This is a genomic window from Paenibacillus sp. 32O-W (assembly GCF_007679495.1).
In the GTDB taxonomy this organism is placed as follows: domain Bacteria; phylum Bacillota; class Bacilli; order Paenibacillales; family NBRC-103111; genus Paenibacillus_L; species Paenibacillus_L residui.
Genome location: NZ_VEGP01000009.1, coordinates 41,594 through 63,952, shown reverse-complemented (window position 1 = coordinate 63,952; position 22,359 = coordinate 41,594). Strand labels below are relative to the sequence as shown.

Here is a 22,359-nt window from a genome sequence, read left to right as displayed (position 1 = left end):
GGGAAGCGTCTTTTTTATTTCGAATATCATTTGAAGGAGAGATCGGTTCATGTCGAACGCGCAAAAAGCACTCGTAATGGCGGCAGGCATTTTTCTTGCCATCGCGCTCATTACTCTCGCCGTCGTATTGTTTATTTCCGCGCAAGACTCCACCAAGGCGGCGCAAAGCAATTTCAGCAATATCCAGACGGAGCTGTCGCAAACGGCGTTTACGGTGTACGACAACACGACGTTGTCGGGCAGTCAGGTGGTCAACGCGCTGCGCAAGTTCAGCGATCAAGATCAGTTTGGCATCCAGATTGTCACCGGGAAAAATCCGGCAGGTCAGTGGTACGGCAAAGTCATTAACACGGGTGTTCCGATCGACAGCGTGACCTACGGCTCGGTGATGGGCGAAGCGCCGGGGAAAATGAGCGATACGGTGGATGAATCGGATATCAACTACGTGAATCCGAGCGGGAAATTTCGGGCGCAACTGGTGCATGACAGAAGCAACGTCATTCGCGGCATCGTGTTCCGGCAGCAGTAAGCGTCCGTACTGACATCACAACGCTGATGGGGCGTCCTTTCGGGTATAGACGGACGCCCCGGCGTTTTCAAGGAGGAAGCCGATGGAATATGCCCCCAGAACGATGCTGGAAATGAGTGTGGCCTGTCTTCTCTTTCTGATGGCCGTAACGAGCGGACTCATGCTATTTCAAACCGGGGCCGCGCTGAACGCCACCGCCTATGTGTCGGGAAAGTCGCTGGATCGCAACGTGCAGATGGCGTTTTCGCCGATTGCCGGCGACGGCACCGTAACCGGCGCAGAGGTAGCGCAATCCGTTGCCCGGTTGGAGACGGGAGACGCGGAAATTGTGGTGGACGGCGTTCGATATGCGCCGCCGGTCGATCGGGACCCGTTCGTCCCCGCCGGCATTCGCCTGAATGCCCGGTATACGGCAGTCGCCCAGCGAGATGCGTCCGGACAACTGGTGCGTCTTATTTTCGCTTTACGCTAAGGAGAATGCCATGAACAGTATCTCGAAAGTTTTCGCGGCGCTCATTGCCGTTCTTTTGCTCTACCTCTACCCCATTTCCGCAGCCTTCGACCAGCAGGACGATATTTCGGAACTGGTCGTATTGAAGGCGACGACAACGTTTGTGGATGCGGTGCGGGACAAAGGCTTTGTGTCGCCGACCATGTATACGGACTTTATGGAGACGATTGCGGCAACGGGCAACACCTTCGATGTGCAAATGGAACACGGCAGCAAAAAGTACGTGCCGGTTTATGACGACCCGACAAGGCCGGATACGTTTCGGGGCAGCTACGAAGTGCACTACGACCTATTTTACAACGCGCAGATCCTGCCCGTTCTGTTCCCGAACAGCGCGGCCGCAAAAGACGATCCGGCGAGACGCTACAAACTGCGGGTCGGCGATACATTTGCGGTCACGGTTAAAAATACGAACCGGACTCCCGGCACGATTCTGTTCGATTTTCTGAACCAGGCCATCAGTCCAAATGAAAAAATCTTCATTCCTTACGGCGGGGTGGTGCGCAATGAGGCTGATTGAATGGGCCATTGTCGGGGCGCTCATTTTCCTGCCGTTTGCGACCGTGAACCGGATTGAAGTCGAAACGCAGCGGAAGGCGCTAATGACCGAGCTGCGCTATAACGCCGCGCTGGATGCGGCGGTGGATGATGCGGCGCGGATGTTGACCGTCAATGCGAACCAGCAGCGGGAGACGCAATACGAATCGGCCAAGCGGGTGGCGCTGAACAAGGACGAGGCAATTGCCGCTTTTTATCAGACGCTGTACGCAAGCTTCGGCATTGCCGACGATCCCGTTGCGCAAGGCGTACTCAATCGGTATATCCCGGCTATTGCGGTGATTGGTTACGACGGTTTCTACGTCTATGCCGAGGAGGAGTGGACGGGAGCCGACGGGAGCACGGAACGAAAACCGGTTTGGGGAGCAAAGAGGCCGTATGCCTACGCCGATTCATCGGGTAACAGCCTTTCGTTCACGCTGGACGATTTCGTCCTCGCTTACGATGCGGGCAGCCGGAGCTGGCACGAAGGCTTGCGGGCCGACGTCAGGCAGCAGACGAACATTGCGCTGCTAACGGACGCAGATCGATTTGAGCAGGTGCGCCGAAGCACCATTATCCGCGCAATTGAAGACGAACTCGCCTACCGGATCAACAAACACAACGAATCGGTTTCCCGATACGGCTTTTCGTACACCTTCACGCTGCCGACCATTTCGCAGGAGGAATGGCACAATACCGTGGATGACGTCGGGGTGCTTGCTTTTATCCAGGGCATTCCGATGGGAGGCAAGTTTTACAACCATTATGCGCTCGGCGGAAGCCGCGTGCTCAAGAAGCCGGAGATTGTCGGAGCCAGGAAAGGAAGCATGAAGGTGTATTATCGCAGTACATGCGGCTTTGCTTATCCGGTGGAAGAGACATTTTCCAGCGAACAAGCGGCCGCGCAAAAAGGCTATATGCCGCTGGACTGTCCTATCTCGCCATCTTAACGAGACGGCGATATTTCGGAAAGTGGACACGCCGTCAGATCGGTTTTATGATGAACGTGACAGCCGAAATCTTCCATACTTGTCATGACCCCTATGAAGAGAGGAGCGAATGGCGTGAGAAAATGGGTAATTGCAGGACTTGTCGCCGCGATGATTTGCAGCTTGTTCACCGTAACGGCAAGCGCGGCGAGCCGACTTCCGTCTTTTGTCAGCGTCGTTATGGACGGACAAAAAATCTGGTTTCCCGATGCGCAAGCATTTGTCGATGAGAACAACCGGACGCTCGTGCCGATTCGATTCATCGCGGAAAAGATGGGCGCGAACGTAGGCTGGGAGCCCAAAACCATGACCGTACCGATTGAGCGGGACGACCTGCATATTGTGCTTACGATCGGCGAAAGCAAGGCGCTCGTCAACGGCAAAGAGGTGGCCTTCGATTCGAAGGCGATCACCAGCGGCGGCCGGACGTTTGTCCCGCTGCGTTTTGTCAGCGAAGCGCTGGGGGCGGAAGTGAATTGGGATAGCCCAACATCGACCGTCTTTATTTCCACACAAGAAGAAGCCATCGAGGAATATGATGAATGGGGCCGTCTGATTCGCACAACCAACCTGCCCAAGAATGCGCAAGATTATCCTTATATACTTGCCGATGTACCGAATGAAGCGTATGAGATGGCCTATCCCTACTCGCATCCTACGGACAGCAAGGTTTCATCGGTATTGTATTCAACCCTGCCGGAATTCAATAAGAAAAACGTGGATATATGGATGAACCGGCTGAAAACGTTTGGTGCACTTTGGCTGAACGTGGATTACAAAACGATTGACGATTCTTGGGCGCAGGCGGTATTCGCCACGAAAATGCAAAGCTCCAATGCGGAATTGAAATATATCCGGCGGTATGTGGAGTGGGTCAAAGAAAACAAGATTCAGACCGAAGGATACCTTGATCCCGAGCCTTCCATGATTTATAAAGACGGGTTTGGAAATAATTATGTACGTTCCAAGTTCAGAATCAAATTCAACTCATTCACGGAAAGTAAAAATTTGCTGTACGATGAGCGGTTCCCCAATGATCGCAAATTCGATAAGCAGGTTTGGTACGAAGGTTACGCGGATATTTCCCTTTCCACGAATGTTGGCGGCGATTGGGGCAGTACATTGAAAGTCGATCCGGGAGCCAGTTTATTCCGCAATTATTTCATCAGAAAGGCGGACTCGGAATAGATGAAGAGAAACAAATTCATAAAATCGGCGTTGAGCGTGCTTCTGGCATGCTCTTTTTTATTTTCGGGTTTTCCTTTCACAGCGAAAGCCGAAATCCCAAAAGTAAGAACCGAGGCAGGAAAAATCAGCTTTGAAATCACCAGTACGGCTGCAACGTCATCCATTAAATACAGAACTGTGGGTTGGACGGTGCGTCGTGACCAATTATGTTCGAATACAACGCCCAAGCAGTGCGGCGATCCGAGAAGCGGCCAACACGCCTCTTTTTTGGACCAGCAAGTACGGCAAGTAGGACAGGAACCGAATCCGCCCATCCCCGGCCAGCCTGTCACGACCTACTACGAAGTCAGCGAGGCGCTCGTCACGGAAGGTATGTGGAAAGCGGGCATGGGCGACATCAAAGACAACGACGACTTATATTTGTATGCCATCATGGTGTCTATCGACGGGAACGGCAACGTGCGCAAAGGGCCCTTTTATACGTTGGATGAGATCAAGAGGGCCGAACCTTGGGCGCATCCGGACGATTTGGACGATTATTTCGGCATTCATGTACCCTATCGAAGCGCGGAATTTCCCGTCGATGTCATTGCAAAAACCGTAAACGGCATAGTCATTCAAAGAACGGAAATTACATTTCTAAAGGGCAAGTACAAAGTCGGGGAAACGATCGATCATGAATTTCCAGAAACGATTGAGGACAACGGAAAAACGTATACGATCGTTCGCTCCTATTTATCGCCAAAGCAGGACCCGACGCGGAAAGACTGGCTGCAAGAAAATCCCGAAACGAATCCGAAGGTGCGAACGCGAAGCTTTACGGTGCATCTGGGCGGAACGGACGCGGTTGCCGAATATGCGGAGAACAATCCGGTGAAGGCCATCTATCAAAAAGAAGACGGCACCAAACTCAAAGAAGTGGACAAAGGCGTTTTCGCTACCGGGGATGAGGCGAATCATACGTTCGAAGAGCAAGTCACATATGGCGGTCAGACGTATGAGATCATCCGATCTTACATTACGAACAATAACAAACCGGACGAGAAGCTGTTCATTCAGGAAAAAGGCGACCCCAAGCTCAAAGAGCGCTCCATTCTGGTGGGATCGGGCGGCTCCAACTTTATCGGCATTTACAAAATTCCCTCCTCGGTAACGGTCACGTCCCGGATTGAAGCGCCGGAAACGGTCGATCAAAACGTGACTGAAGTGGACGGGGATTTTGTTTTTGAAGTCGAGTCGCAGAAGAATTTGAAGTCATACGAAATCACGGATATTCGAAATGCCAGGCTCGTTCAAACGGGCGACAAAACCGGAACCCTCTCCGGCACGTCAACGAGTAAAACGATTCCGATCAAAATCCCGTTCACGTCCGGCGACAAAGTGAGCGTGCAAATCACTGTCGTCGTACAGGATGTGGACGGCAATACGGGGGATTCGACATCCGATCATACGGTGCGTAAAGGCGACGGCGGCGGAGAACCTCAACCGGGTGATTCGCAGCAGGCGGAAGCGATGGAGCCGAACGTTTCTGCCGTCATTCAGGCGGATGCGCGCGGCGCAGAAAAATTTGATGTGCTGCAAGGCATTCCGACTTCAGAGAGCCTGTATGTGAACGCCTTAGCCAAATCGTACTTGTATCGCAACACGTTCACGGAATCGAGCGGCACGAAGCAATACCCGATTCAAGTGAGCAAAACGTACACCCTCACCTGGACGGAGACGCGATCCGGCCCGCCTGATGCGGACGGGAATCCGACCACCATTACCGTTCCGCGTTCAGATACACAGACGGTCACCAAAAACTATTCAATTGAACGCGAGTACAGCTTCTGGACGATTCAAAATCTCGAGGTGTACGGCATTCAAAAGGCGACGGTCTCCAATTATGCGCTTCCTTCGGGAACGGTTACGCTGGAGCCGAATGGTTATGCGCCGCCAACCGTTTCCGCCGCGCATGATGCATCGCTCAGCGCGCATATCATCGATCCGGTCTATTCGAATGTGACGCTTCCCGGACAAACGATTTCCGGCGGTTCCAGTCGGCCTTCCGTACCGAACGAGGACTGGAAGTCAACTGCAGAAAGCGCCATCGGCAAGATCAAGGTGAAAAACGACTCGTTCGTTTTTAACGGAAATACGATTATGGACAACCGAATCGTTGAGGAAAAAGCGCCGACGCCGGGGGCGATACCGGCCCCTCCGATGATTGGGCAAGAGGTGCTGTACGGCAAAGGTTATTTCATTGATGCTTCCAAAACAAACAAAGCGAATCAACCGAGCACCGGCACCATCTTTTATACGCTGGTCAAGGGCATTGGCGGCGGGGAAAACAATAGCTTTCCGATCGGCGGCATCAACCCGGTAACCGTGCATACGCCGGTGGTGAACTACGCCTCGGTGTCGGACGATCAGGCCCACAACCAGAAAACGCAGCCGACTACCGGGCGGTCGGCGCTCATTCTGGACCGGCCCTTCAACGTGACGATTCCGACAAGCGGCCAGCACAAGGATATCAAGGGTTACGGCAACCGGGATTATGCCAAGTATGTGAGGGACAAGCAGGTACGCTTTCCGTTCGATGTGTACAAAGCGGATCGCACAACGCTCGTCCCCAAGGAAACGTGGGTATCCATCCCGGTCGGCCAGATGCAGACAACCTTCTATTTACCCGTTTGGGTGGACGAGGGCCATTATGACGTGTTATTCCGAACGTTTGCCGAGAATAGTCCGGCCTCCTTTACGTCCCAGATGAATGCCAATCTGGACTTGTCCAACCATGTGGCTACGCAGGTGGTTCCAGTGGAAGTGATCGGACGTCTCTATGATTTCCGCATCACCGACATTGCCGATTTTGCCTGGGAATCGGTGTTCCGCACCCAAAAGGGCAGCGCGACGCCGACAGGAAACGCCTACTGGGTCGGCACGAAAGGCATTGACGGCGCACCGCGCGGCAATACCCCTCCTTACGTGCTGCCGGTACGGCAAGGCAGTCACCCGGAGAGCGGCAAGAAAAATGTTGCGGTCAAAACGGGTTACCATGTCAAATTCGAAGTCATGACGAAAGGCAACATGTTCGGCTCGGGCGACGGCATCCTCATTACACCGACGTTTTATTTTGTGGACAGCAAGGGGAAGAACAGGCAGGAAGTCGATCTCTACTATCATTCAGGCAGTCAGCGGTTTATTCGTATTGGCTCCAGCGACGATGTGGAGAAACGGTATGTGACGCTCGACGCTCGCCTGCGCAATGTGCCGAAGCAGGAGTTGACCGGCACCGCCGCAACGCTTTGGTCGCTGAACGGTTCGCCCGGAGCGAGGCAGACGTTTATCGATCAATATGTAAAGGATGCGCAGAAGCCGACCTATGTGGGCGGCTACGATATCATGCTGCTGCCGCCTCAGCTTCGGACGTTTGTCGGAAGCACGCAGGTGCCCTCCGGCATCGATGCGGCCCGCGCCAACGCTTCGGTTCAGCGATGGCGGGGGGACTACAGTTTGCCCGCCGCGCCGTACGTGGTGCCGAAAGGCTTCAATCTGGCGGAGTACGGCCGCACGCACCGGCTGGACGACCATGCGCCCGTATTTCTGAAGGATGGGTACATCATCGTCAATTTCAACATCGAAACGATCCGCAATCAAGACTTGAACCATCCGCATCTGCAATACAAAAACGCGCCGCTGGACAATCAGTGGCGGATGGAAGGGTTTCAGCCCAGCTTCGTCGATCCATACGGGGCAACGTTCTCCCTGCTGGACGGCGACGTCGTCTTTTATCATGCCAATTTGTCCAGCTACGACGACTTTGGGACGGGAGGCACCCATTAAATTCACCAGACGGGAGGGATAAACATGTTGGAAAAGCTGCAAAGTGCCGCGCCAGAGGATACGGCTTATTTTTATTCCGCTTCTGCCGCAGAGGAGATCGAACGTGGCTGCATCGGCCACCTGCGCGGCGATTTTGGGCGGTCGGGCGAGGAGTTCTGGGTAACCTGGTTTCCCCGGCGCTCTCCCTTTGAAACGACTGCTTTTAAAGAAGAATTGGGTAAGGTCTTTCAAGCTATCGGCGATCAGAAGGTGCTGAAAAGCCGCAAGCATATGTTACGATTTTGCAGCGAGCACCCGGAGGCGCGCATCGGCGGTGCTTGGAGCACGGATGTATACGGGTTTTGCATGCAAACGCAGGATCACCGCTACTATTTGCGCTGCTTTCCCTTTGCCGGGGATTACAACTTTTACTTGTACTGCTATGCCCGGCCGGAGCGCTTGGTGGAGCAGCAACAGCAAGCGCCTTCCACGCCTGCCGCACAGAAGAAAAAAACGGAAACGCAACGATAGGAGGACGCAATGAACGATCTCACTCGTTATCGGCTGCTGGACGGAGCCTCGCTTCCGCTTGCGGCCAAGTTGGTGTACTGCTATTTACTGAATTTGGCGGGCGGAAAAAACAGCCGCTTTCCTCCCGTCGGCTTGTGGCAGATATCGGACTTTCCCCTTCTATGTGTGTCGCAACCTAGAGCGAACACCTACCAGCCGGGAGGAAAAGAATATGCTGGAAAGACTGCAAACGGCCGTGTCGGAGGACGCGGCCTATTTTTATTCCGCTTCGATAAAGAAGGATACGGAACGGGGTTGCATCGGGCACCTGCGCGGTTATTTTGGCAGCAGCGGCGAGACATTCTGGGCAAACTGGTTCGAGCATTTGCCAGCGCTAAAAACGCCGGCTTTCCGGGCGGAACTGGATGCGGTTGTGCGGGCATTGACGGAGCAGGGACTTCTTCAAAGCCGCAGCCAGATGCACCGTTTTTGCCTGTCGCATCCGGAGGCCCGATTATCGGGGGCGTGGCATTCCGGCGTATACGGCTTTTGTTTTCAAACAGAGCGCCATCGGTACTACCTGCGTTGTTTCCCGCATGCGGGAGACTACAATTTCTATCTGTACTGCTACATCCGGCCGGATCGTTTGTCGGAACGGTCGCCGGAGCGTTAGCGTCTGCTGAGGAGGAAGCCTATGAACGATCTCACCAGGTATAAACTGCTGGCCGAAGCGAAGGTCCCTCCTGCAGCAAAGCTATTGTACAGCTACCTGATGGACCGCGCGGGCGGGCGGCATGGCTGCGTCTTGTTGTCCGGCAAAAAGCTGGCTTCGGAGGTGGGGCTCTCTCTTTCCACTGTCCGCCGAAATCTGCATCGACTGCAACTTATTGGACTCATTCGGATTACGGCTCGTTATTCCGAGGAAGGCATTCGCCTGACCAATCAAATCACGTTTCGGTAAGGGAGGTGCTCTCATGACAGCCAAGTTGCAGCGCATCGTCGAACTGGCTGCCAGCACGGCTCGCACGGTGACGAATCACCCTGACCGCTGGGCGGATTTTTTGCGGACGGCGGCCTGGAACTATAAATATCCGTTTCAGGATCAACTGTTGATCTACGCACAACGTCCTGACGCAACGGCCTGCGCGCCGATTGACGTCTGGAACAAACGGCTGGATCGATGGGTGAAGCGCGGCGCGAAAGGGATTGCCCTGATTGAAGATCGGGGCAACCACTTGGGCCTGCGCCATGTGTTTGACGTATCGGATACCCAGAGCAGACGCCAGCCGCAGGTGTCGCTTTGGCGATTGCAGGACAGCGATACGGCTCATGTCATCGAAACGCTGGAAAATGCGTTCGGCGCGTCGGATGAGATAGAACCACGTGCGGATCTGCCTGCTGCGCTCCTTGCTGCTGCGCGGAATGCGGTGGATGACAACAGCGCCGATTATGTGGCGGAGTTGATGAAAGAGCGGGAGCACAGTTTGCTGGAGGACCTGGATATTTCGCATGTGGAGCTGTTGTTCAAACAAGCGGCTGAAAAAGCCGTCGCTTATATGGCGATGATCCGTTGCGGACTCGATCCCGCACATTATATCAGCATCGAGGATTTGTCCGGCATCGGGTATTTCAACACGCTTCCTGCGCTGTCCCACTTGGGCGCAGCGATCAGCGATGTGTCCGAGATGATGCTACGGGAAGTGGAATCGACCGTCCGAGCACTGCGTCGGGATGCACAACATGCAAATGAGGGGCAATCGTTTCATACCCTTGCAAGACCCGATTCCTTGCCGCACAATGAAGCTACTCGACAAGAAAGGAAGGATGAACATGGAACTGACGTACTCGCCGCAAGGGGATTATCTGCTGCCCAACCTGACGCTGAGCGAAGCGGAGACGACCATCGGGAAGTACGGGATGATGCGCAAGACGTTCCTGAAAACCGAGCGGAAGGGCATGTACGCCCATCTGATGTTGTCGGGGCAGTTGAACCAACATCTGGCGGAAGTCGACCGGACAGCGCGGGAGCAGATCGACCGGACGATGCAGGAGCTGCTCGCGTCTCACCCGGCGCCGGACAAGGCGAGCGATCCGCTGGCCTGGACGGGACACATGAACAACCTGAAGCAGCAGGCGGAGGAACTGATTCTCGCGGAACTGATTTATCATTAAAATGGTACGACCGGGAAACGGAGGACCGAAGTCTTCCGTTTTTTCACGACCATGCCCTCATTAATGACATGCTCCGAGCCGCGCCGCTGCGGGAGAGCAAGTCGGACATCGCAGCATTTTTCCTTGCCCATGAAGACGAGCGCGAGCGCATGTTGTATGTGCGCGGTTTGTTTCCGTCAGGCATCACCGAACTGACGCTGGATGAAGGCGTACGAGCAGGATTTGAACCGTACCGAAACGTTTTGCATCTGTGGACAGGGACGGCGGAGGAACGCACGGCGCAAAGCTTTTACGATTGGGGCGTCATCGCCGGGCATATCGCCAGCATGATACTGTTGAACGAATTTGACTTGACGCGAAAGTTGGAACCGTCCATCGAGCAACAGACGCTGTGGATGGAACAAGCGGAGGACGCAAAAGCCTCCGCTTTTTTCATGCCGCAAGCGGTCATTGACGCCATTTTGCAAAACGGCAGCGGTTTTGAGAACGGCAAGTATCGCATCGCGCTGCATTTCCAGCAGTCGCTGTCCGCACAGGAGAACGCCGATTTCCTGAAACGGGAATACGGAACCGGCGGGCGTCTTCCCGCGCTGATCGGCACGGATATTCACATGAATTATGACAGCAAAGGCATCACGCTGACCCGCGGCTCCATCATGAACCCGGATACGCAGGTGGTGCTGCCGTGGATGAACGTGCAGAAACGTATCGGCGAACTGCTGGCAGCGGGTCGTTACTTGAACCGGCAGGAAGCCGAGCGATTGCCCGCTTTTGCAGAGGAACAGGAGGAAAAGCGGAGACAGCAGGCGGCGGAAATGGCCAGGAACGATGTGCCTCAGTCGGATGCATCGTCGGGGCTTTCCCCACGAGACGCACAGGTGGAACCGGAACAAACGCCGGTGAACTGGGAACGAGCGCGCTACGGTTTTGATACTGGCAGTATGGTCTGGATTGGTGCGGACGAATATGAAATTGTTGAACTGGCGCAGCGAACAGTGGTGCTGCAAGACCGTCAGTTCCCGCTCTTCATCAAAGAGTTGAATCGCCGGGATTTTGAGCGAATGCTGCGCGAAAACCCGCTGAACGATCATCTGATTACTGGAGAGCAGGAGCCGGAACGGTCTGACGAAGCGGCCTGGGAAACAGCGGAAGATGCGGTTTCACCGGAAGAGCCGGTGACGGAGGGGCGAGAGCCCATATCGCAGCCAGACACTTCCCTTTCCCCTGATCCTGTGGCCGGCCGCACCGCGCCAGCCCGCCCGTCTGTCCCGGCTATCAACTACCGGATTACGGATGATGAACTGGGGTATGGCGGCGCAAAAACGAAGTTCAAATGGAACATGGAAGCGATTCGGCTGCTGAACAAGCTGGAGCAGGAGCAGCGGCAAGCGACAGCGGACGAGCAGGCGGTGCTGGCCCGCTATGTCGGATGGGGCGGCATTCCGCAGGCATTTGACGAAGCGAACACGCAGTGGGTAACCGAATATGCGGAACTGAAAAATGTGCTGGAGCCGGATGAATATGCGTCCGCTCGCGCGTCAACGCTGAATGCTCATTATACATCTGTGACCGTCATCAAGGCGATGTACGACTGTCTGGAATCGATGGGCTTTCGCAGCGGCAATATTTTGGAGCCGTCTTGCGGCATCGGCAATTTCTTCGGTCTGGTGCCGGAGTCGTTCCAAGGCTCGCGGCTGTTTGGCGTGGAACTGGACAGCATTACCGGCCGTATTGCCAGGCAGCTATACCCGCAGGCGTCGATTGCAGTCAGCGGCTACGAACAGACGAATTTGCCGGACAGCTTCTTCGATCTCGCCATCGGGAACGTGCCGTTCGGCGGTTATGGCGTGGCGGATAAACGTTACGACAAGCACAAGTTTCTCATCCATGATTACTTTTTCGCCAAGACACTGGACAAAGTGCGTCCGGGCGGCATCATCGCCTTTATTACGTCCAAAGGAACGATGGACAAGCAAAACCCGGCGGTACGCAAATATATAGCGGAACGCGCCGAACTGCTCGGAGCGGTGCGTCTGCCAAGCAATGCGTTTCTGGCCAATGCCGGAACCGAAGTAACCGCCGACATTATCTTTTTACAGAAACGGGATCGCATGGTTGCCGTCAGCGAGCAAACCGAAGCATGGCTTTCCCTATCCGAGACAGCGGACGGTGTGCCGGTGAATCGTTATTTCGCGGAACATCCCGATATGGTGCTGGGCACCATGGTTTTTGACGACCGGATGTACGGCAACCGGCAGGAAACGTCCTGCAAGCCATTCCCGGACGCCAATCTGGATGAGCTGCTGCGCGAAGCGTTGTCCAATATCCATGCCGAATGGGTGGAGCTGGAACGGGAAGACCAGCCGGAGGAAGAAGAACCTTCTCTCCCTGCCGATCCGTCTGTCCGCAATTTCAGCTTTGCGCTGGTGGATGGACAAATCTACTATCGGGAGAACAGCCGAATGCGGCGCGTGGACACTTCGGCTACGGCGGCAGGCCGCATCAAGGGAATGATTCAGCTGCGGGACACCGTGCGCGAGCTGATCGAGTACCAAACCGAAGACTATAGCGATGAGATGATAGAGCAGCAACAGCGAAAGCTGAATGCGCAGTATGACCGGTTTACGGCGCAATACGGCCTGATCAACAGCCGCGCCAACAGCCTTGCTTTTTCGGACGACAGTTCCTACTTTCTTCTTTGCTCGCTGGAAATCATCGACGAGGAAGGACGGTTGCTGCGCAAGGCGGATATGTTCACCAAACGCACCATCCGGCAGCGCATCCATGTGGAGCAGGTGGATACCGCTTCGGAGGCGCTTGCCGTTTCCATCGGCGCAAAAGCCCGTGTTGATCTGCCGTATATGGCGCAGCTAACCGGTTGGACGGAAGAACAACTGATAAAAGAGCTGCGCGGCGTCATCTTCCCCAATCCCGAAAATCTGGACGAGGAAGGTAAGCCGATCTACGAAACGGCGGATGCGTACTTGTCCGGCAATGTGCGGGAGAAGCTGCGTGTGGCCAGACAGTTTGCCGCATACGATGCCGAACGTTACGGCGAAAACGTCAAAGCGCTTGAAGCGGTGCAGCCGAAAGACCTGGACGCCTCCGAAATTGATGTCCGCTTGGGCGCAACCTGGCTGCCGCCGGAAGACATTCGGCAATTTCTGTTTGAGCTGGTGGACACGCCGCCGATGTACCAGACCTACATCAACGTGATGTATTCCGAATATACGGCTGCCTGGAACGTCAAAGGCAAAAGCGATGACCGCAGCAACAATATCAAGGCGAACGTCACGTACGGCACCAACCGCGTCAATGCGTACAAAATTCTCGAAGATACGCTGAATTTGCGGGACGTTCGCGTATTTGACACCGTGTATGAGGATGGCGTGGAAAAGCGTGTGCTGAACAAACAGGAAACGGCCATCGCCCAGCAAAAGCAGGAGATGATGAAAGAAGCGTTCCGCGAATGGATATGGCGAGATCCGCAGCGGCGCGAACGGCTGACACGGCTGTACAATGACCGGTTCAATGCCATCCGTCCCCGCGAATACGATGGCAGTCATATCCGATTCACCGGGATGAACCCGGAAATCCGGCTGCGCCAGCACCAGGTCAATGCGGTTGCCCGGGCGTTGTACGGCGGCAACTCCCTTTTCGCTCATTGTGTCGGCGCAGGAAAAACGTTCGCGATGACCGCCGCGGCGATGGAGAGCAAGCATCTAGGGCTGTGCAACAAGAGCATGCTGGTCGTTCCGAACCATCTGACCGAACAGTGGGCGGCGGAGTTTTTGCAGCTATATCCGTCGGCGAATATTCTGGTGGCGACCAAAAAGGACTTTGAAACGAAAAACCGCAAAACGTTTTGTGCGCGGATTGCCACCGGCGATTATGATGCGATCATCATTGGCCATTCACAGTTTGAGAAAATTCCGATTTCGACGGAGCGGCAACGGCAGCAACTGTACGAACAGATTTCGGAAATTACGAACGGCATCCGGGAACTCAAGGAAGCCAGAGGCGAACGCTATGCGATCAAACAGCTTGAAAAAACGAAAAAGACGCTGCAAACCAAGCTGGAGAAGCTGAACGACACGAGCCGCAAGGATGATGTCGTGACCTTCGAGGAACTGGGCGTAGACCGTTTATTCGTAGATGAAGCGGATTCGTACAAAAACCTGTTTCTTTATACGAAAATGCGCAATGTAGCCGGACTGTCGCAAACCGAAGCGCAGAAGTCGTCGGACATGTTTGCCAAATGCCGCTATCTGGACGAACTGACCGGAGGCCGGGGCATCATCTTTGCGACGGGTACGCCGATTTCAAACTCCATCACCGAGATGTATACGATGCAGCGCTACTTGCAATACGAGCGGCTCAAGCGGCAGGGCTTGCAGCATTTTGACGCTTGGGCTTCCACGTTCGGAGAAACCGTCACCGCGATCGAACTGGCTCCGGAAGGAACGGGCTATCGGGCGAAAACCCGGTTTGCCCGTTTTTACAATTTGCCGGAACTGATGAATATGTTCAAGGAAGTGGCCGATATCCAGACGGCGGACATGCTCCAGCTTCCCGTACCGAAAGCCCATTTCCACAATGTTGCCGTGCCGCCGAGTGACTTTCAGCGCGACATGGTTGCGGATCTTGCCCGCCGCGCCGAACGGGTGCGGGCGAAGGAAGTGGAGCCGCACGAGGACAATATGCTGACGATCACCAATGACGGACGCAAACTGGCGCTCGATCAACGGCTGGCGAATCCGATGCTTCCCGACGACGAAGGCAGCAAGGTCAGCGCCTGCGCGGACAATGTCTTCCGGTATTGGGAGGAACATCAGGAGCAGCGTTTGACCCAGTTGGTGTTCTGCGATTTGTCCATTCCGAAACAGGATGGTGCCTTCAATGTGTACGACGAGTTGCGGCGCAAGCTGATGAAGAAAGGTGTTCCTGCCGAGGAAATCGCCTATATTCACGACGCCAATACCGAGGTCAAGAAAAAGGAACTGTTCGCCAAAGTACGCAGTGGCCAAGTTCGGATACTGCTCGGATCGACGTTCAAGATGGGCGCAGGCACGAACGTGCAAACGAAGCTGATTGCCCTTCACGACCTTGACTGCCCCTGGCGTCCGCGCGACCTGGAGCAGCGCAGCGGGCGCATTATCCGGCAAGGCAACCAGAACAGCGAGGTGCATATTTTTCGCTATGTGACGGAGAACACGTTCGACGCGTACCTTTATCAAACGCTGGAAAACAAGCAGCGCTTCATTTCGCAGATCATGACCAGCAAGTCTCCGGTTCGTTCCGCCGAGGATATTGACGAGACGGCGCTCTCCTATGCCGAGGTCAAGGCGCTTGCGACCGGCAACCCGTACATCAAGGAGAAAATGGACCTGGATATCCAGGTATCCAAACTCAAGCTGCTCAAAGCCAACCACTTGAGTCAGCGCTATGCGCTGGAGGACCGGCTGCTCAAAATGTTGCCGCAGCAAATCAAGTCTACGGAGGAACGAATTGCCGGCTATGAACAGGATGCGGCCTTGTTACTGCGCTCCAAAGCGTCCGAGGCGGACGGGGCGGACGACGCCAAATTCCCCGGCATGACGGTCAAGGATTACACCTATTCGGAGCGGACAGCAGCAGGCGCAGCTCTGCTGGACGCTTGCAAAGGAATGACATCGCCCGATCCGCAGGAAATCGGCAGCTACCGGGGATTTTCCTTGTGGCTGTCCTTTGACAGCTTCCATAAGGAGTACAAGGTCACGCTTCGCGGCGCGCTGGGTCATACGGTGACGCTCGGAGCGGATGCAGGCGGCAATATAAGCCGCATCAACAACGCCTTGTCGGATTTGCCTGCGAAGCTGGAGCATGCCCGCGAGCAGCTTGCCACCTTGCGTCTGCAAATGGAAACGGCGAAAGAACAAATCGCGGCTCCTTTCGAGAAGGAGCAGGAGCTGCAAACGAAAGCGGCGCGGCTTGCGGAACTGAATGCCCTGCTGAATATGGACAAACGGGAAAACGAAGCCGTGGACAGCGTGCCGGACGAAGAAATAGAAGCGCCCGAACGGCGGGTGGTGGGCCGTGAGCGATAACGGCCTGACACCGTCGTTCCTCCCCCTGAAAGGGAACTTCATGCTGACCATTACGGAAAAGAACATGGTATCGGTGCGAGCATTTCACAGGTCGAAGATAGCTCGCTTGTTAAAGTTATAAATCACATGATGAATTGGACTCCGGTTTTGGGGTCCTTTTCTCATTTCCGGAGGAATGAACATGTTGTATGCCATCCCAAGCGGCGGATGCTTTTGTCCGATTCTGCCGCCTTTTTGTTACGGAACCGGCTTGATCGAGGAGGGAGAAACCGTGCCATCGTTGGAGTTGATATCCAAAGAGAAGAACGGATTTGGCGACACGTATTATTACATCCGCGACTCAAACGGGGTGACCAGTCAAGTTTATGAAGGCGATTTAGACGCATTCATGAAAAAGAAAGGCGTTACGAAGTTGAAGGAAGGCAGAGCTTATCTGTACCCCAAAAAGAGGGGTAAGGCACGATGAACAATATACCCATCGGACGCTGCTTGGATTTCCAAAAGGAGCTTCGGCAATGAGCTACGTAAACAAGGAACAGATCGAACGTGCCAAAAGACTCGATCTGCTCACATATTTGCATATGCACGAGCCGGCAGAACTGGTCCGATGCTCTCGCAATGTCTACACCACCCGGACACACGACAGCTTGAAAATTTCCAACGGCAAATGGTACTGGTGGTCAAGGGGGATCGGCGGACGCTCGGCGCTGGACTATTTGGTCAAAGTGCGGGGCATGTCTTTTCCCGATGCGGTGTTGCAAATTGAAGGCGTTCATCCAGGCAGCGCACCTGCATTTTCGCAATCTTTGCAACAACGCTCATCTCCAGCGCGGTTTGAGCTTCCCGAACCGAATCATACATCGCATCGCGTCATGGCCTATCTCAGCAAACGCGGTATCCATCGCACGTTGATCGACTACTGTCTCGAAACGGGGCGTTTGTATGAAAGCCGCCGCTATCACAACGCGGTATTCGTCGGTTTCGACCAGCAAGGAACGCCGCGCTATGCGGCGATACGCGGTACGACAAGCACCCGTTATATAGGGGAAGCCGCTGGCAGCGACAAGCGGTATTCGTTTTCCATTCCGGCCTCGGGAAACTGTACGGAACTGCATCTGTTTGAGAGCGCTATTGATCTCTTATCCTACTGTACGCTGGAACATCTCGCTGGCCGGGATTGGCGGCAGGCGCATAAGCTGTCGCTGGCCGGAATATACAGGCCCAGGACAAATGGGGAGGACTCTACTCCCCCGTCTGTCCTAACGCATTACTTGCAGTGCTTTCCCCAGGTGAATCGACTTGTCCTGCACCTGGACAATGATGAGCCGGGGCGATTGGCGGCAGCCACGATACAGAGGCTCTTCTCCCATGCCCTTCTCATATTCGATGAGCCGCCTAAGTTCGGAAAGGATGTAAACAACGATTTAATGGAATTCCGAAGAAGACGCGGTGAACCATCCCGATAGCGGTAGACGCTGAACGGTTGGCGTCTTTTCTTTCTGGGCTACGGAAAATTCTCACTGTATGTGGATAAGATGTGAATAGATTGGGGATAAGCGCAACCGCATTGATTATATAGCATGTAATAGGTATAATAAAATCAATATACAGCTATGCAAGGAGTGACCATGATGATTATCAAACCTTCCGCCAGTATCCGGCAAAACTATAATGAAATCGCCGATCTATGCAAATCTTCCGGGGAACCGGTTTATCTGACCAAGAACGGTGAAGGTGATCTCGTCGTGATGGACATTGAGACGTTTTCCCGTCGCGAGAAGATGTTAAAGCTGCGCGAAGAACTGCTCGCTGTGCAAGAGGATCGTTTGGCGGGCCGTGTTGGTGTGACGCCGGATGAACTGGACGCTTACCTGGAGGGCATTATAGACGAGGTTCAGCATGGAAAAGATGCCCCGTTATAAGATCATCGTTTCCGACCGCGCCCGCCAAATGCTGGCGGTTCATGTGCGATTCCTTGCGGAAAAAAATCCGGATGCGGCGCGAAAAACGAAAAACGAATTGCTGCAAGCGATACGTTCCTTGGTGAAAATGCCGGAACGCTATCCTTTTCTGGAAGCTGAATTTATTCCGTCAAACAAGTATCACAAGATGTTCGTGGAAAAATGGTATCTGGTGTTGTATCAGATTCAGGATGAAATCGTGTATGTCGATTTCATTGTAGACTGCCGCCAGGATTACCGCTGGTTGGTGCGATAACAAAAAAGTTCTGAGGAAGACGCTGAGCGAATCGGCGTCTTTTTGTGTTTTTGGGGTCCTCTCTTTTTCCCGGCAGGTGCTTGAAGGCGACGCGAGACGGATGTCTCGTGTTGCAGCAAGCACTGAATTTGGTCTCCCAAATTCGGCTTGTTAGGGGCAGGCCCCTAATACCCCACATCTAAACAACACGCTGTTTTTCAAGAATAAAGGTTGCAACAATGAACGGTATTTTTCAGAGACGGCAGAAGCCATTTAGCATTTTTATTAAGACCATTCTTTTGAAGAAAGAAGCGAAAGCGATGAGAAAACGAGGGATTCGCATTCAGGTATGGGTGAACAATGAAGAAGACGCAAGACTCCAAACCAATGCGAAAAAATCCGGACTTTCACGGGAAGGTTATCTCCGTTCCTTGATCAATGGCTATATCCCGAAGGCGCTGCCGCCACCGGATTATTACGCGATGATGCGCCAGCTTCACGCCATTGGCAACAATCTTAATCAACTGGCGGCGAAAGCACATGCGACAGGCCATCTGGATCGGGCCACTTTTCAGCGGGAGGCCGATCAGTTGCGCCGCGCCGTCCAACAGATTCAACAGGCCGTGACTGCGCCGGAACGAAGAACCGAGCAAGCGACTCCAAATGTGCATCCGCCGTAAAGGGGGCGTCACATATGGCGACGACGGCAATATGGGATGTCACCGACCGATTGAAGCGCGTGATTGATTACGCCACCAATCCCGACAAAACAGCGCAAGATCGCGCCGAGAAGAATGAAGGTTTGCGGCAGGTGCTGGAATATGCAAAAGCGGATGCCAAAACGGAAAGGCAGCTTTATGTGAGCGGCATCAATTGCGACCCGCTCACTGCATACGAGCAAATGCAGCGCACCAAGCGGCAGTTTCAAAAGACGGAAGGCATTGTGGCTTTTCACGGGTATCAGGCGTTTGCGCCGGGCGAAGCTACGCCGGAGATCGCGCATGCCATCGGCGTCAAGCTGGCGCAGGAGCTATGGGGAGATCGCTTTGAAGTCGTGGTATCGACCCATCTGGACAAGGAGCATTTGCACAATCACTTCGTGCTCAACTCCGTTTCCTTTATAGACGGCAGACGGTATTACGACAACAAAGCCTCCTACGCACTTCTGCGGAGAACATCCGACCGGTTATGCCGGGAACATGCATTGTCAGTAATTGAGCAGCCCGAGCCGGGCAAGGCCAAGCACTACGGAGAATGGAAAGCGGATCAGGAAGGCAAGCCGACTTGGCGAGGATTGATTCGGACCGATGTGGATCAGGCGATTGCGGCATCCATGACGTGGACCCAGTTTATCGCTGCTTTGCAGAAGCAGGGTTATGAAGTGAAAACGACCGTGAAGCATATGGCGGTGCGTCCACCCGGAAAGGAACGTTTCGTTCGTTTGCGCAGCTTGGGGGACGACTATACGGAAGATGCTCTGAAAAAGCGGATTTTGCGAAACCGCATTCCCCGTAAACCACAGCCTTTGTCAATGCCACGAAGCAGGCGCGCCGTTTGCAAAGGAACGCTTCGATCCGGCAGGAAGTTCAGCGGCTTGCAAGCATTGTACCTGCGCTATTTATATGAGATGGGCATATTGCCTCATTTTCGCGCGTCCGTGAGAAGGACGCATTTTTTATTGCGTGAAGACTTGCGGCATTTGGCGGTTATTACCGCGCAGACCAAGCTGCTCTGTCAGCACCGTATTTCCAGCAAGGATCAGCTTTTGGACTATGTATCTGTCACCCGGCAAGAGATGCGCTCGCTTTACGGCGAACGCAAAGCGCTATACAACCGCCTCCGCCGCTGCAAGGAGAAAAGCCAGATCGTCGCTTACAAAGAGCAAATAGCCGTACTATCCAAGCGGCTTGCCACGCTCCGAAAGGAGGTGAAGCTGTGTGCGGGCATCCTTGCCCGATCCGGTGAAATGATGACTAAACTACATGGCGACAAGCAAAATCAACCATTACGAAGGGAGGATTCCATCCATGAGCAGTGGAGCCGAGGCGGCCGATCAGGTCGTCAACATGAGTCTGCGGGGTATCGAGGTAATGGCCAAGATTTCCGGTGAAGGCGCTAAGCATCTGGCCGCCTATTTGTTTGCCGCCCTGCAAGGGCAGAAGCGGACGAAGGGCAGCATCCGTCTGGAAAGCTTGCTTCGCAGCGGCAAGGAATTGAAAGTATTTGCCGTCAAAAACGAAGACTTGCCCACGTTCTGCAAGGAGGCCAAACGTTACGGCGTCCTGTACTGTGCCCTGCGGGACAAAAAGAATGTCGATGGGTTATGCGACGTGATGGTACGGGCCGAGGACGCGTCCAAAATCAATCGCATTGTCGAGCGCTTCAAACTGGCGACCGTGGATACGGCCAGCATTAAAAGCGAAATTGAGAAATCCCGCGCCGGGAATCAGCAGGACCAATCAACATCCGGGCAACACCGGCAACAAGCACCGGACCAAACCCGTCAGCAGATGGAGGAACAAAGAGCGGCGGTCAAGGGAACTTCTGCGGAGAAGAGCACCAACGATTTTTTGGACGAACTGATGCAGAGGCCCGAATCGGCGCAGCCAACTTCCCCGGCGAACGGCAACCCAAACCCCACGATGGCGACGACGGAGCCGCCCCATCCGTTCGAGCCTACCTCCGGGCGCAGCGAAGCATCCGCAAGGGGTACGATTGAACAGAAAGCCGAGACCGTGCAGCGGTGGCCATCGATCCGTGAACTGCTGCGCGAGATTCGGGAAGAAAATAGGAGAGCGGAGAAAGAGCGGCGTCAGTTGGTCAAGGAACCGTCGCTGACCCAACGAAGCGAGCGAAATGCCGGTAAAGCGAAGACGGGGAAAACCAAATCCAACGGATCTCGAAAGCGAGGGAAAGCCAAATGAACAATCTGGACGATTTATTCCGTCAGGATGCAGCCAGTCGATCATCCACGAATCCGTCCGAGCAACCGTTTGACAAGGAAGCCTGGGCACAAAAAAAGCAGGAACTTAGGCAATGGACTTATGAGACGATTGATGCCGCGACATCCTCCATTGCGCAAAGCGGCGATGAGTTTCAGCGTTATCTGGATGTGCAGAGCCGTTTCGATCGCTACAGCGTATCCAATGCGCTTCTGATTCTCGCGCAGCGGCCGGAGGCGACCCGCATCGCCGATTTTGATACATGGAAAGAACAAGGCGTATTTATTCGTCGCAAGGAAACCGGCTTTTACATTTTGGAGCCGGGTGAGGAGTACCGGAGGGAAGACGGCAGCACCGGCATTAGCTATAACCCCAAAAAGATGTTCGACATCGCACAAACGACGGCCAGCCAAAAGAGGGAACAGCCGACTTACCCGGACGACCGGATGCGTATCAAAGCGCTGGTGGATCGCGCCCCCGTCCCGATCGTCATTAACGATGCGCTGCCGCCGGAAATGCATGCACTATACCAGCCGGACACGAGAAATATTGTCATCCGCCGCGGCCTGGATGCCGGGGATATTTTCCGGTCGCTCGCGCAGGAGCTGGCGCATGCGGAACTGGATCGCGGCGATGGCCGATACAGCCGTTCCGATTTTACGTTCCATGCATATTGCGCCTCTTACATGCTGTGCAAACAGTTCGGCGTGGACACGTCTTCCTTTCGCTTCCATCGTATGCAGGAGAAGTTGAAGGACATCGAGCCGCAGCAAGTTCGCGCCGAACTGACGGTGATGAAGGATGCCGCACACGACATGGCCCGCAGGATGAACCGGATGCTGGCGCAGCAGCGGCAACAACTACGGACGGAACCGGCAAGGTAAGCGCCGTC

Annotated in this window: 21 protein-coding genes; 19 read left to right on the top strand and 2 right to left on the bottom strand. The window is 54.4% G+C overall.

Going from position 1 to position 22,359, the window contains the following annotated elements:
* Positions 1-49: 49 nt before the first annotated feature.
* The 5 genes from FS806_RS05805 to FS806_RS05785 all read left to right on the top strand — a co-directional run bounded on the left by FS806_RS05805 (position 50) and on the right by FS806_RS05785 (position 3,757).
* Positions 50-529 carry a hypothetical protein gene (locus tag FS806_RS05805; protein WP_054819667.1) on the top strand — a complete coding sequence of 160 codons (480 nt, stop codon included), beginning with the start codon at positions 50-52 and terminating at the stop codon, positions 527-529.
* A gap of 82 nt (positions 530-611) precedes the next feature.
* Complete coding sequence (locus FS806_RS05800; protein ID WP_054819668.1) at positions 612-1,001, top strand: hypothetical protein; 390 nt, start codon at positions 612-614, stop codon at positions 999-1,001.
* A 10-nt stretch (positions 1,002-1,011) separates the two neighbouring features.
* Positions 1,012-1,560, top strand: a complete 549-nt coding sequence (locus FS806_RS05795; protein WP_054819669.1) for a hypothetical protein — start codon at positions 1,012-1,014, stop codon at positions 1,558-1,560.
* Positions 1,547-2,530 carry a hypothetical protein gene (locus FS806_RS05790; RefSeq protein ID WP_054819670.1) on the top strand — a complete coding sequence of 328 codons (984 nt, stop codon included), beginning with the start codon at positions 1,547-1,549 and terminating at the stop codon, positions 2,528-2,530. The genes FS806_RS05795 and FS806_RS05790 overlap by 14 nt, the downstream gene beginning before the upstream one ends.
* Before the next feature lie 114 nt (positions 2,531-2,644).
* On the top strand, positions 2,645-3,757 hold the full coding sequence (locus tag FS806_RS05785) for a copper amine oxidase N-terminal domain-containing protein (RefSeq protein WP_260842888.1): 1,113 nt from the start codon (positions 2,645-2,647) through the stop codon (positions 3,755-3,757).
* Here the strand turns inward: FS806_RS05785 and FS806_RS26060 are convergent.
* Entirely contained in the window at positions 3,727-3,921 is a 195-nt protein-coding gene (locus FS806_RS26060; protein WP_041052838.1) for a hypothetical protein, read from the bottom strand. The two genes, FS806_RS05785 and FS806_RS26060, sit on opposite strands and share 31 nt — an antisense overlap.
* 13 nt (positions 3,922-3,934) lie before the next feature.
* Between FS806_RS26060 and FS806_RS05780 the strand changes: the two genes are divergently transcribed.
* The 4 genes from FS806_RS05780 to FS806_RS05765 all read left to right on the top strand — a co-directional run bounded on the left by FS806_RS05780 (position 3,935) and on the right by FS806_RS05765 (position 9,032).
* Complete coding sequence (locus FS806_RS05780) at positions 3,935-7,582, top strand: DUF5704 domain-containing protein (RefSeq protein WP_260981992.1); 3,648 nt, start codon at positions 3,935-3,937, stop codon at positions 7,580-7,582.
* 24 nt (positions 7,583-7,606) lie between these two features.
* Positions 7,607-8,092 carry a hypothetical protein gene (locus FS806_RS05775; RefSeq protein WP_080835137.1) on the top strand — a complete coding sequence of 162 codons (486 nt, stop codon included), beginning with the start codon at positions 7,607-7,609 and terminating at the stop codon, positions 8,090-8,092.
* A 211-nt stretch (positions 8,093-8,303) separates the two neighbouring features.
* Positions 8,304-8,744: a hypothetical protein gene (locus FS806_RS05770; protein ID WP_080835134.1), complete on the top strand. Its 441-nt coding sequence runs from the start codon at positions 8,304-8,306 to the stop codon at positions 8,742-8,744.
* A gap of 21 nt (positions 8,745-8,765) precedes the next feature.
* A complete protein-coding gene (locus FS806_RS05765; RefSeq protein WP_144933645.1) occupies positions 8,766-9,032 on the top strand; it encodes a helix-turn-helix domain-containing protein in 267 nt (88 codons plus the stop codon).
* Here the strand turns inward: FS806_RS05765 and FS806_RS26590 are convergent.
* Positions 9,019-9,726, bottom strand: coding sequence for a hypothetical protein (locus FS806_RS26590; protein WP_260981991.1), 708 nt, complete (start codon positions 9,724-9,726; stop codon positions 9,019-9,021). The two genes, FS806_RS05765 and FS806_RS26590, sit on opposite strands and share 14 nt — an antisense overlap.
* A gap of 76 nt (positions 9,727-9,802) precedes the next feature.
* Here FS806_RS26590 and FS806_RS26585 point away from each other — a divergent pair, with 76 nt between their 5' ends.
* The 10 genes from FS806_RS26585 to FS806_RS05720 all read left to right on the top strand — a co-directional run bounded on the left by FS806_RS26585 (position 9,803) and on the right by FS806_RS05720 (position 22,351).
* Complete coding sequence (locus FS806_RS26585; protein WP_306436773.1) at positions 9,803-10,243, top strand: TnpV protein; 441 nt, start codon at positions 9,803-9,805, stop codon at positions 10,241-10,243.
* Between the two features lie 68 nt (positions 10,244-10,311).
* A complete protein-coding gene (locus FS806_RS26965) occupies positions 10,312-16,329 on the top strand; it encodes a helicase-related protein (RefSeq protein ID WP_313960562.1) in 6,018 nt (2,005 codons plus the stop codon).
* A 181-nt stretch (positions 16,330-16,510) separates the two neighbouring features.
* Entirely contained in the window at positions 16,511-16,795 is a 285-nt protein-coding gene (locus tag FS806_RS05755; protein ID WP_054819675.1) for a hypothetical protein, read from the top strand.
* Positions 16,796-16,844: 49 nt separating this feature from the next.
* Positions 16,845-17,795: a DUF3991 domain-containing protein gene (locus FS806_RS05750; protein WP_144878496.1), complete on the top strand. Its 951-nt coding sequence runs from the start codon at positions 16,845-16,847 to the stop codon at positions 17,793-17,795.
* 162 nt (positions 17,796-17,957) lie between these two features.
* On the top strand, positions 17,958-18,251 hold the full coding sequence (locus FS806_RS05745) for a type II toxin-antitoxin system Phd/YefM family antitoxin (RefSeq protein ID WP_260981990.1): 294 nt from the start codon (positions 17,958-17,960) through the stop codon (positions 18,249-18,251).
* Positions 18,229-18,546, top strand: a complete 318-nt coding sequence (locus tag FS806_RS05740) for a type II toxin-antitoxin system RelE/ParE family toxin (RefSeq protein ID WP_144933643.1) — start codon at positions 18,229-18,231, stop codon at positions 18,544-18,546. The genes FS806_RS05745 and FS806_RS05740 overlap by 23 nt, the downstream gene beginning before the upstream one ends.
* 299 nt (positions 18,547-18,845) lie before the next feature.
* On the top strand, positions 18,846-19,205 hold the full coding sequence (locus tag FS806_RS05735; protein WP_054819116.1) for a plasmid mobilization protein: 360 nt from the start codon (positions 18,846-18,848) through the stop codon (positions 19,203-19,205).
* Between the two features lie 14 nt (positions 19,206-19,219).
* Positions 19,220-20,635, top strand: a complete 1,416-nt coding sequence (locus FS806_RS05730) for a relaxase/mobilization nuclease domain-containing protein (RefSeq protein WP_144878495.1) — start codon at positions 19,220-19,222, stop codon at positions 20,633-20,635.
* Positions 20,553-21,449 (top strand): PcfB family protein, encoded by an 897-nt coding sequence (locus FS806_RS05725; protein ID WP_144878494.1) that lies wholly within the window; start codon positions 20,553-20,555, stop codon positions 21,447-21,449. The genes FS806_RS05730 and FS806_RS05725 overlap by 83 nt, the downstream gene beginning before the upstream one ends.
* Positions 21,446-22,351: an ArdC-like ssDNA-binding domain-containing protein gene (locus FS806_RS05720; protein ID WP_144933642.1), complete on the top strand. Its 906-nt coding sequence runs from the start codon at positions 21,446-21,448 to the stop codon at positions 22,349-22,351. The genes FS806_RS05725 and FS806_RS05720 overlap by 4 nt, the downstream gene beginning before the upstream one ends.
* The last annotated feature ends 8 nt before the right edge of the window (positions 22,352-22,359 follow it).

What these genes read in the sequence shown, in the direction of transcription:
- FS806_RS05805 (WP_054819667.1), top strand. Translation starts at nt 50, where the DNA reads ATGTCGAACGCGCAAAAAGCACTCGTAATGGCGGCAGGCATTTTTCTT.
- FS806_RS05800 (WP_054819668.1), top strand. Translation starts at nt 612, where the DNA reads ATGGAATATGCCCCCAGAACGATGCTGGAAATGAGTGTGGCCTGTCTT.
- FS806_RS05795 (WP_054819669.1), top strand. Translation starts at nt 1,012, where the DNA reads ATGAACAGTATCTCGAAAGTTTTCGCGGCGCTCATTGCCGTTCTTTTG.
- FS806_RS05790 (WP_054819670.1), top strand. Translation starts at nt 1,547, where the DNA reads ATGAGGCTGATTGAATGGGCCATTGTCGGGGCGCTCATTTTCCTGCCG.
- FS806_RS26060 (WP_041052838.1), bottom strand. Translation starts at nt 3,921, where the DNA reads ATGGATGACGTTGCAGCCGTACTGGTGATTTCAAAGCTGATTTTTCCT.
- FS806_RS05775 (WP_080835137.1), top strand. Translation starts at nt 7,607, where the DNA reads ATGTTGGAAAAGCTGCAAAGTGCCGCGCCAGAGGATACGGCTTATTTT.
- FS806_RS05770 (WP_080835134.1), top strand. Translation starts at nt 8,304, where the DNA reads ATGCTGGAAAGACTGCAAACGGCCGTGTCGGAGGACGCGGCCTATTTT.
- FS806_RS05765 (WP_144933645.1), top strand. Translation starts at nt 8,766, where the DNA reads ATGAACGATCTCACCAGGTATAAACTGCTGGCCGAAGCGAAGGTCCCT.
- FS806_RS26585 (WP_306436773.1), top strand. Translation starts at nt 9,803, where the DNA reads ATGCACAACATGCAAATGAGGGGCAATCGTTTCATACCCTTGCAAGAC.
- FS806_RS26965 (WP_313960562.1), top strand. Translation starts at nt 10,312, where the DNA reads ATGCTCCGAGCCGCGCCGCTGCGGGAGAGCAAGTCGGACATCGCAGCA.
- FS806_RS05755 (WP_054819675.1), top strand. Translation starts at nt 16,511, where the DNA reads ATGTTGTATGCCATCCCAAGCGGCGGATGCTTTTGTCCGATTCTGCCG.
- FS806_RS05750 (WP_144878496.1), top strand. Translation starts at nt 16,845, where the DNA reads ATGAGCTACGTAAACAAGGAACAGATCGAACGTGCCAAAAGACTCGAT.
- FS806_RS05745 (WP_260981990.1), top strand. Translation starts at nt 17,958, where the DNA reads ATGATGATTATCAAACCTTCCGCCAGTATCCGGCAAAACTATAATGAA.
- FS806_RS05740 (WP_144933643.1), top strand. Translation starts at nt 18,229, where the DNA reads ATGGAAAAGATGCCCCGTTATAAGATCATCGTTTCCGACCGCGCCCGC.
- FS806_RS05735 (WP_054819116.1), top strand. Translation starts at nt 18,846, where the DNA reads ATGAGAAAACGAGGGATTCGCATTCAGGTATGGGTGAACAATGAAGAA.
- FS806_RS05730 (WP_144878495.1), top strand. Translation starts at nt 19,220, where the DNA reads ATGGCGACGACGGCAATATGGGATGTCACCGACCGATTGAAGCGCGTG.
- FS806_RS05725 (WP_144878494.1), top strand. Translation starts at nt 20,553, where the DNA reads ATGAGCAGTGGAGCCGAGGCGGCCGATCAGGTCGTCAACATGAGTCTG.
- FS806_RS05720 (WP_144933642.1), top strand. Translation starts at nt 21,446, where the DNA reads ATGAACAATCTGGACGATTTATTCCGTCAGGATGCAGCCAGTCGATCA.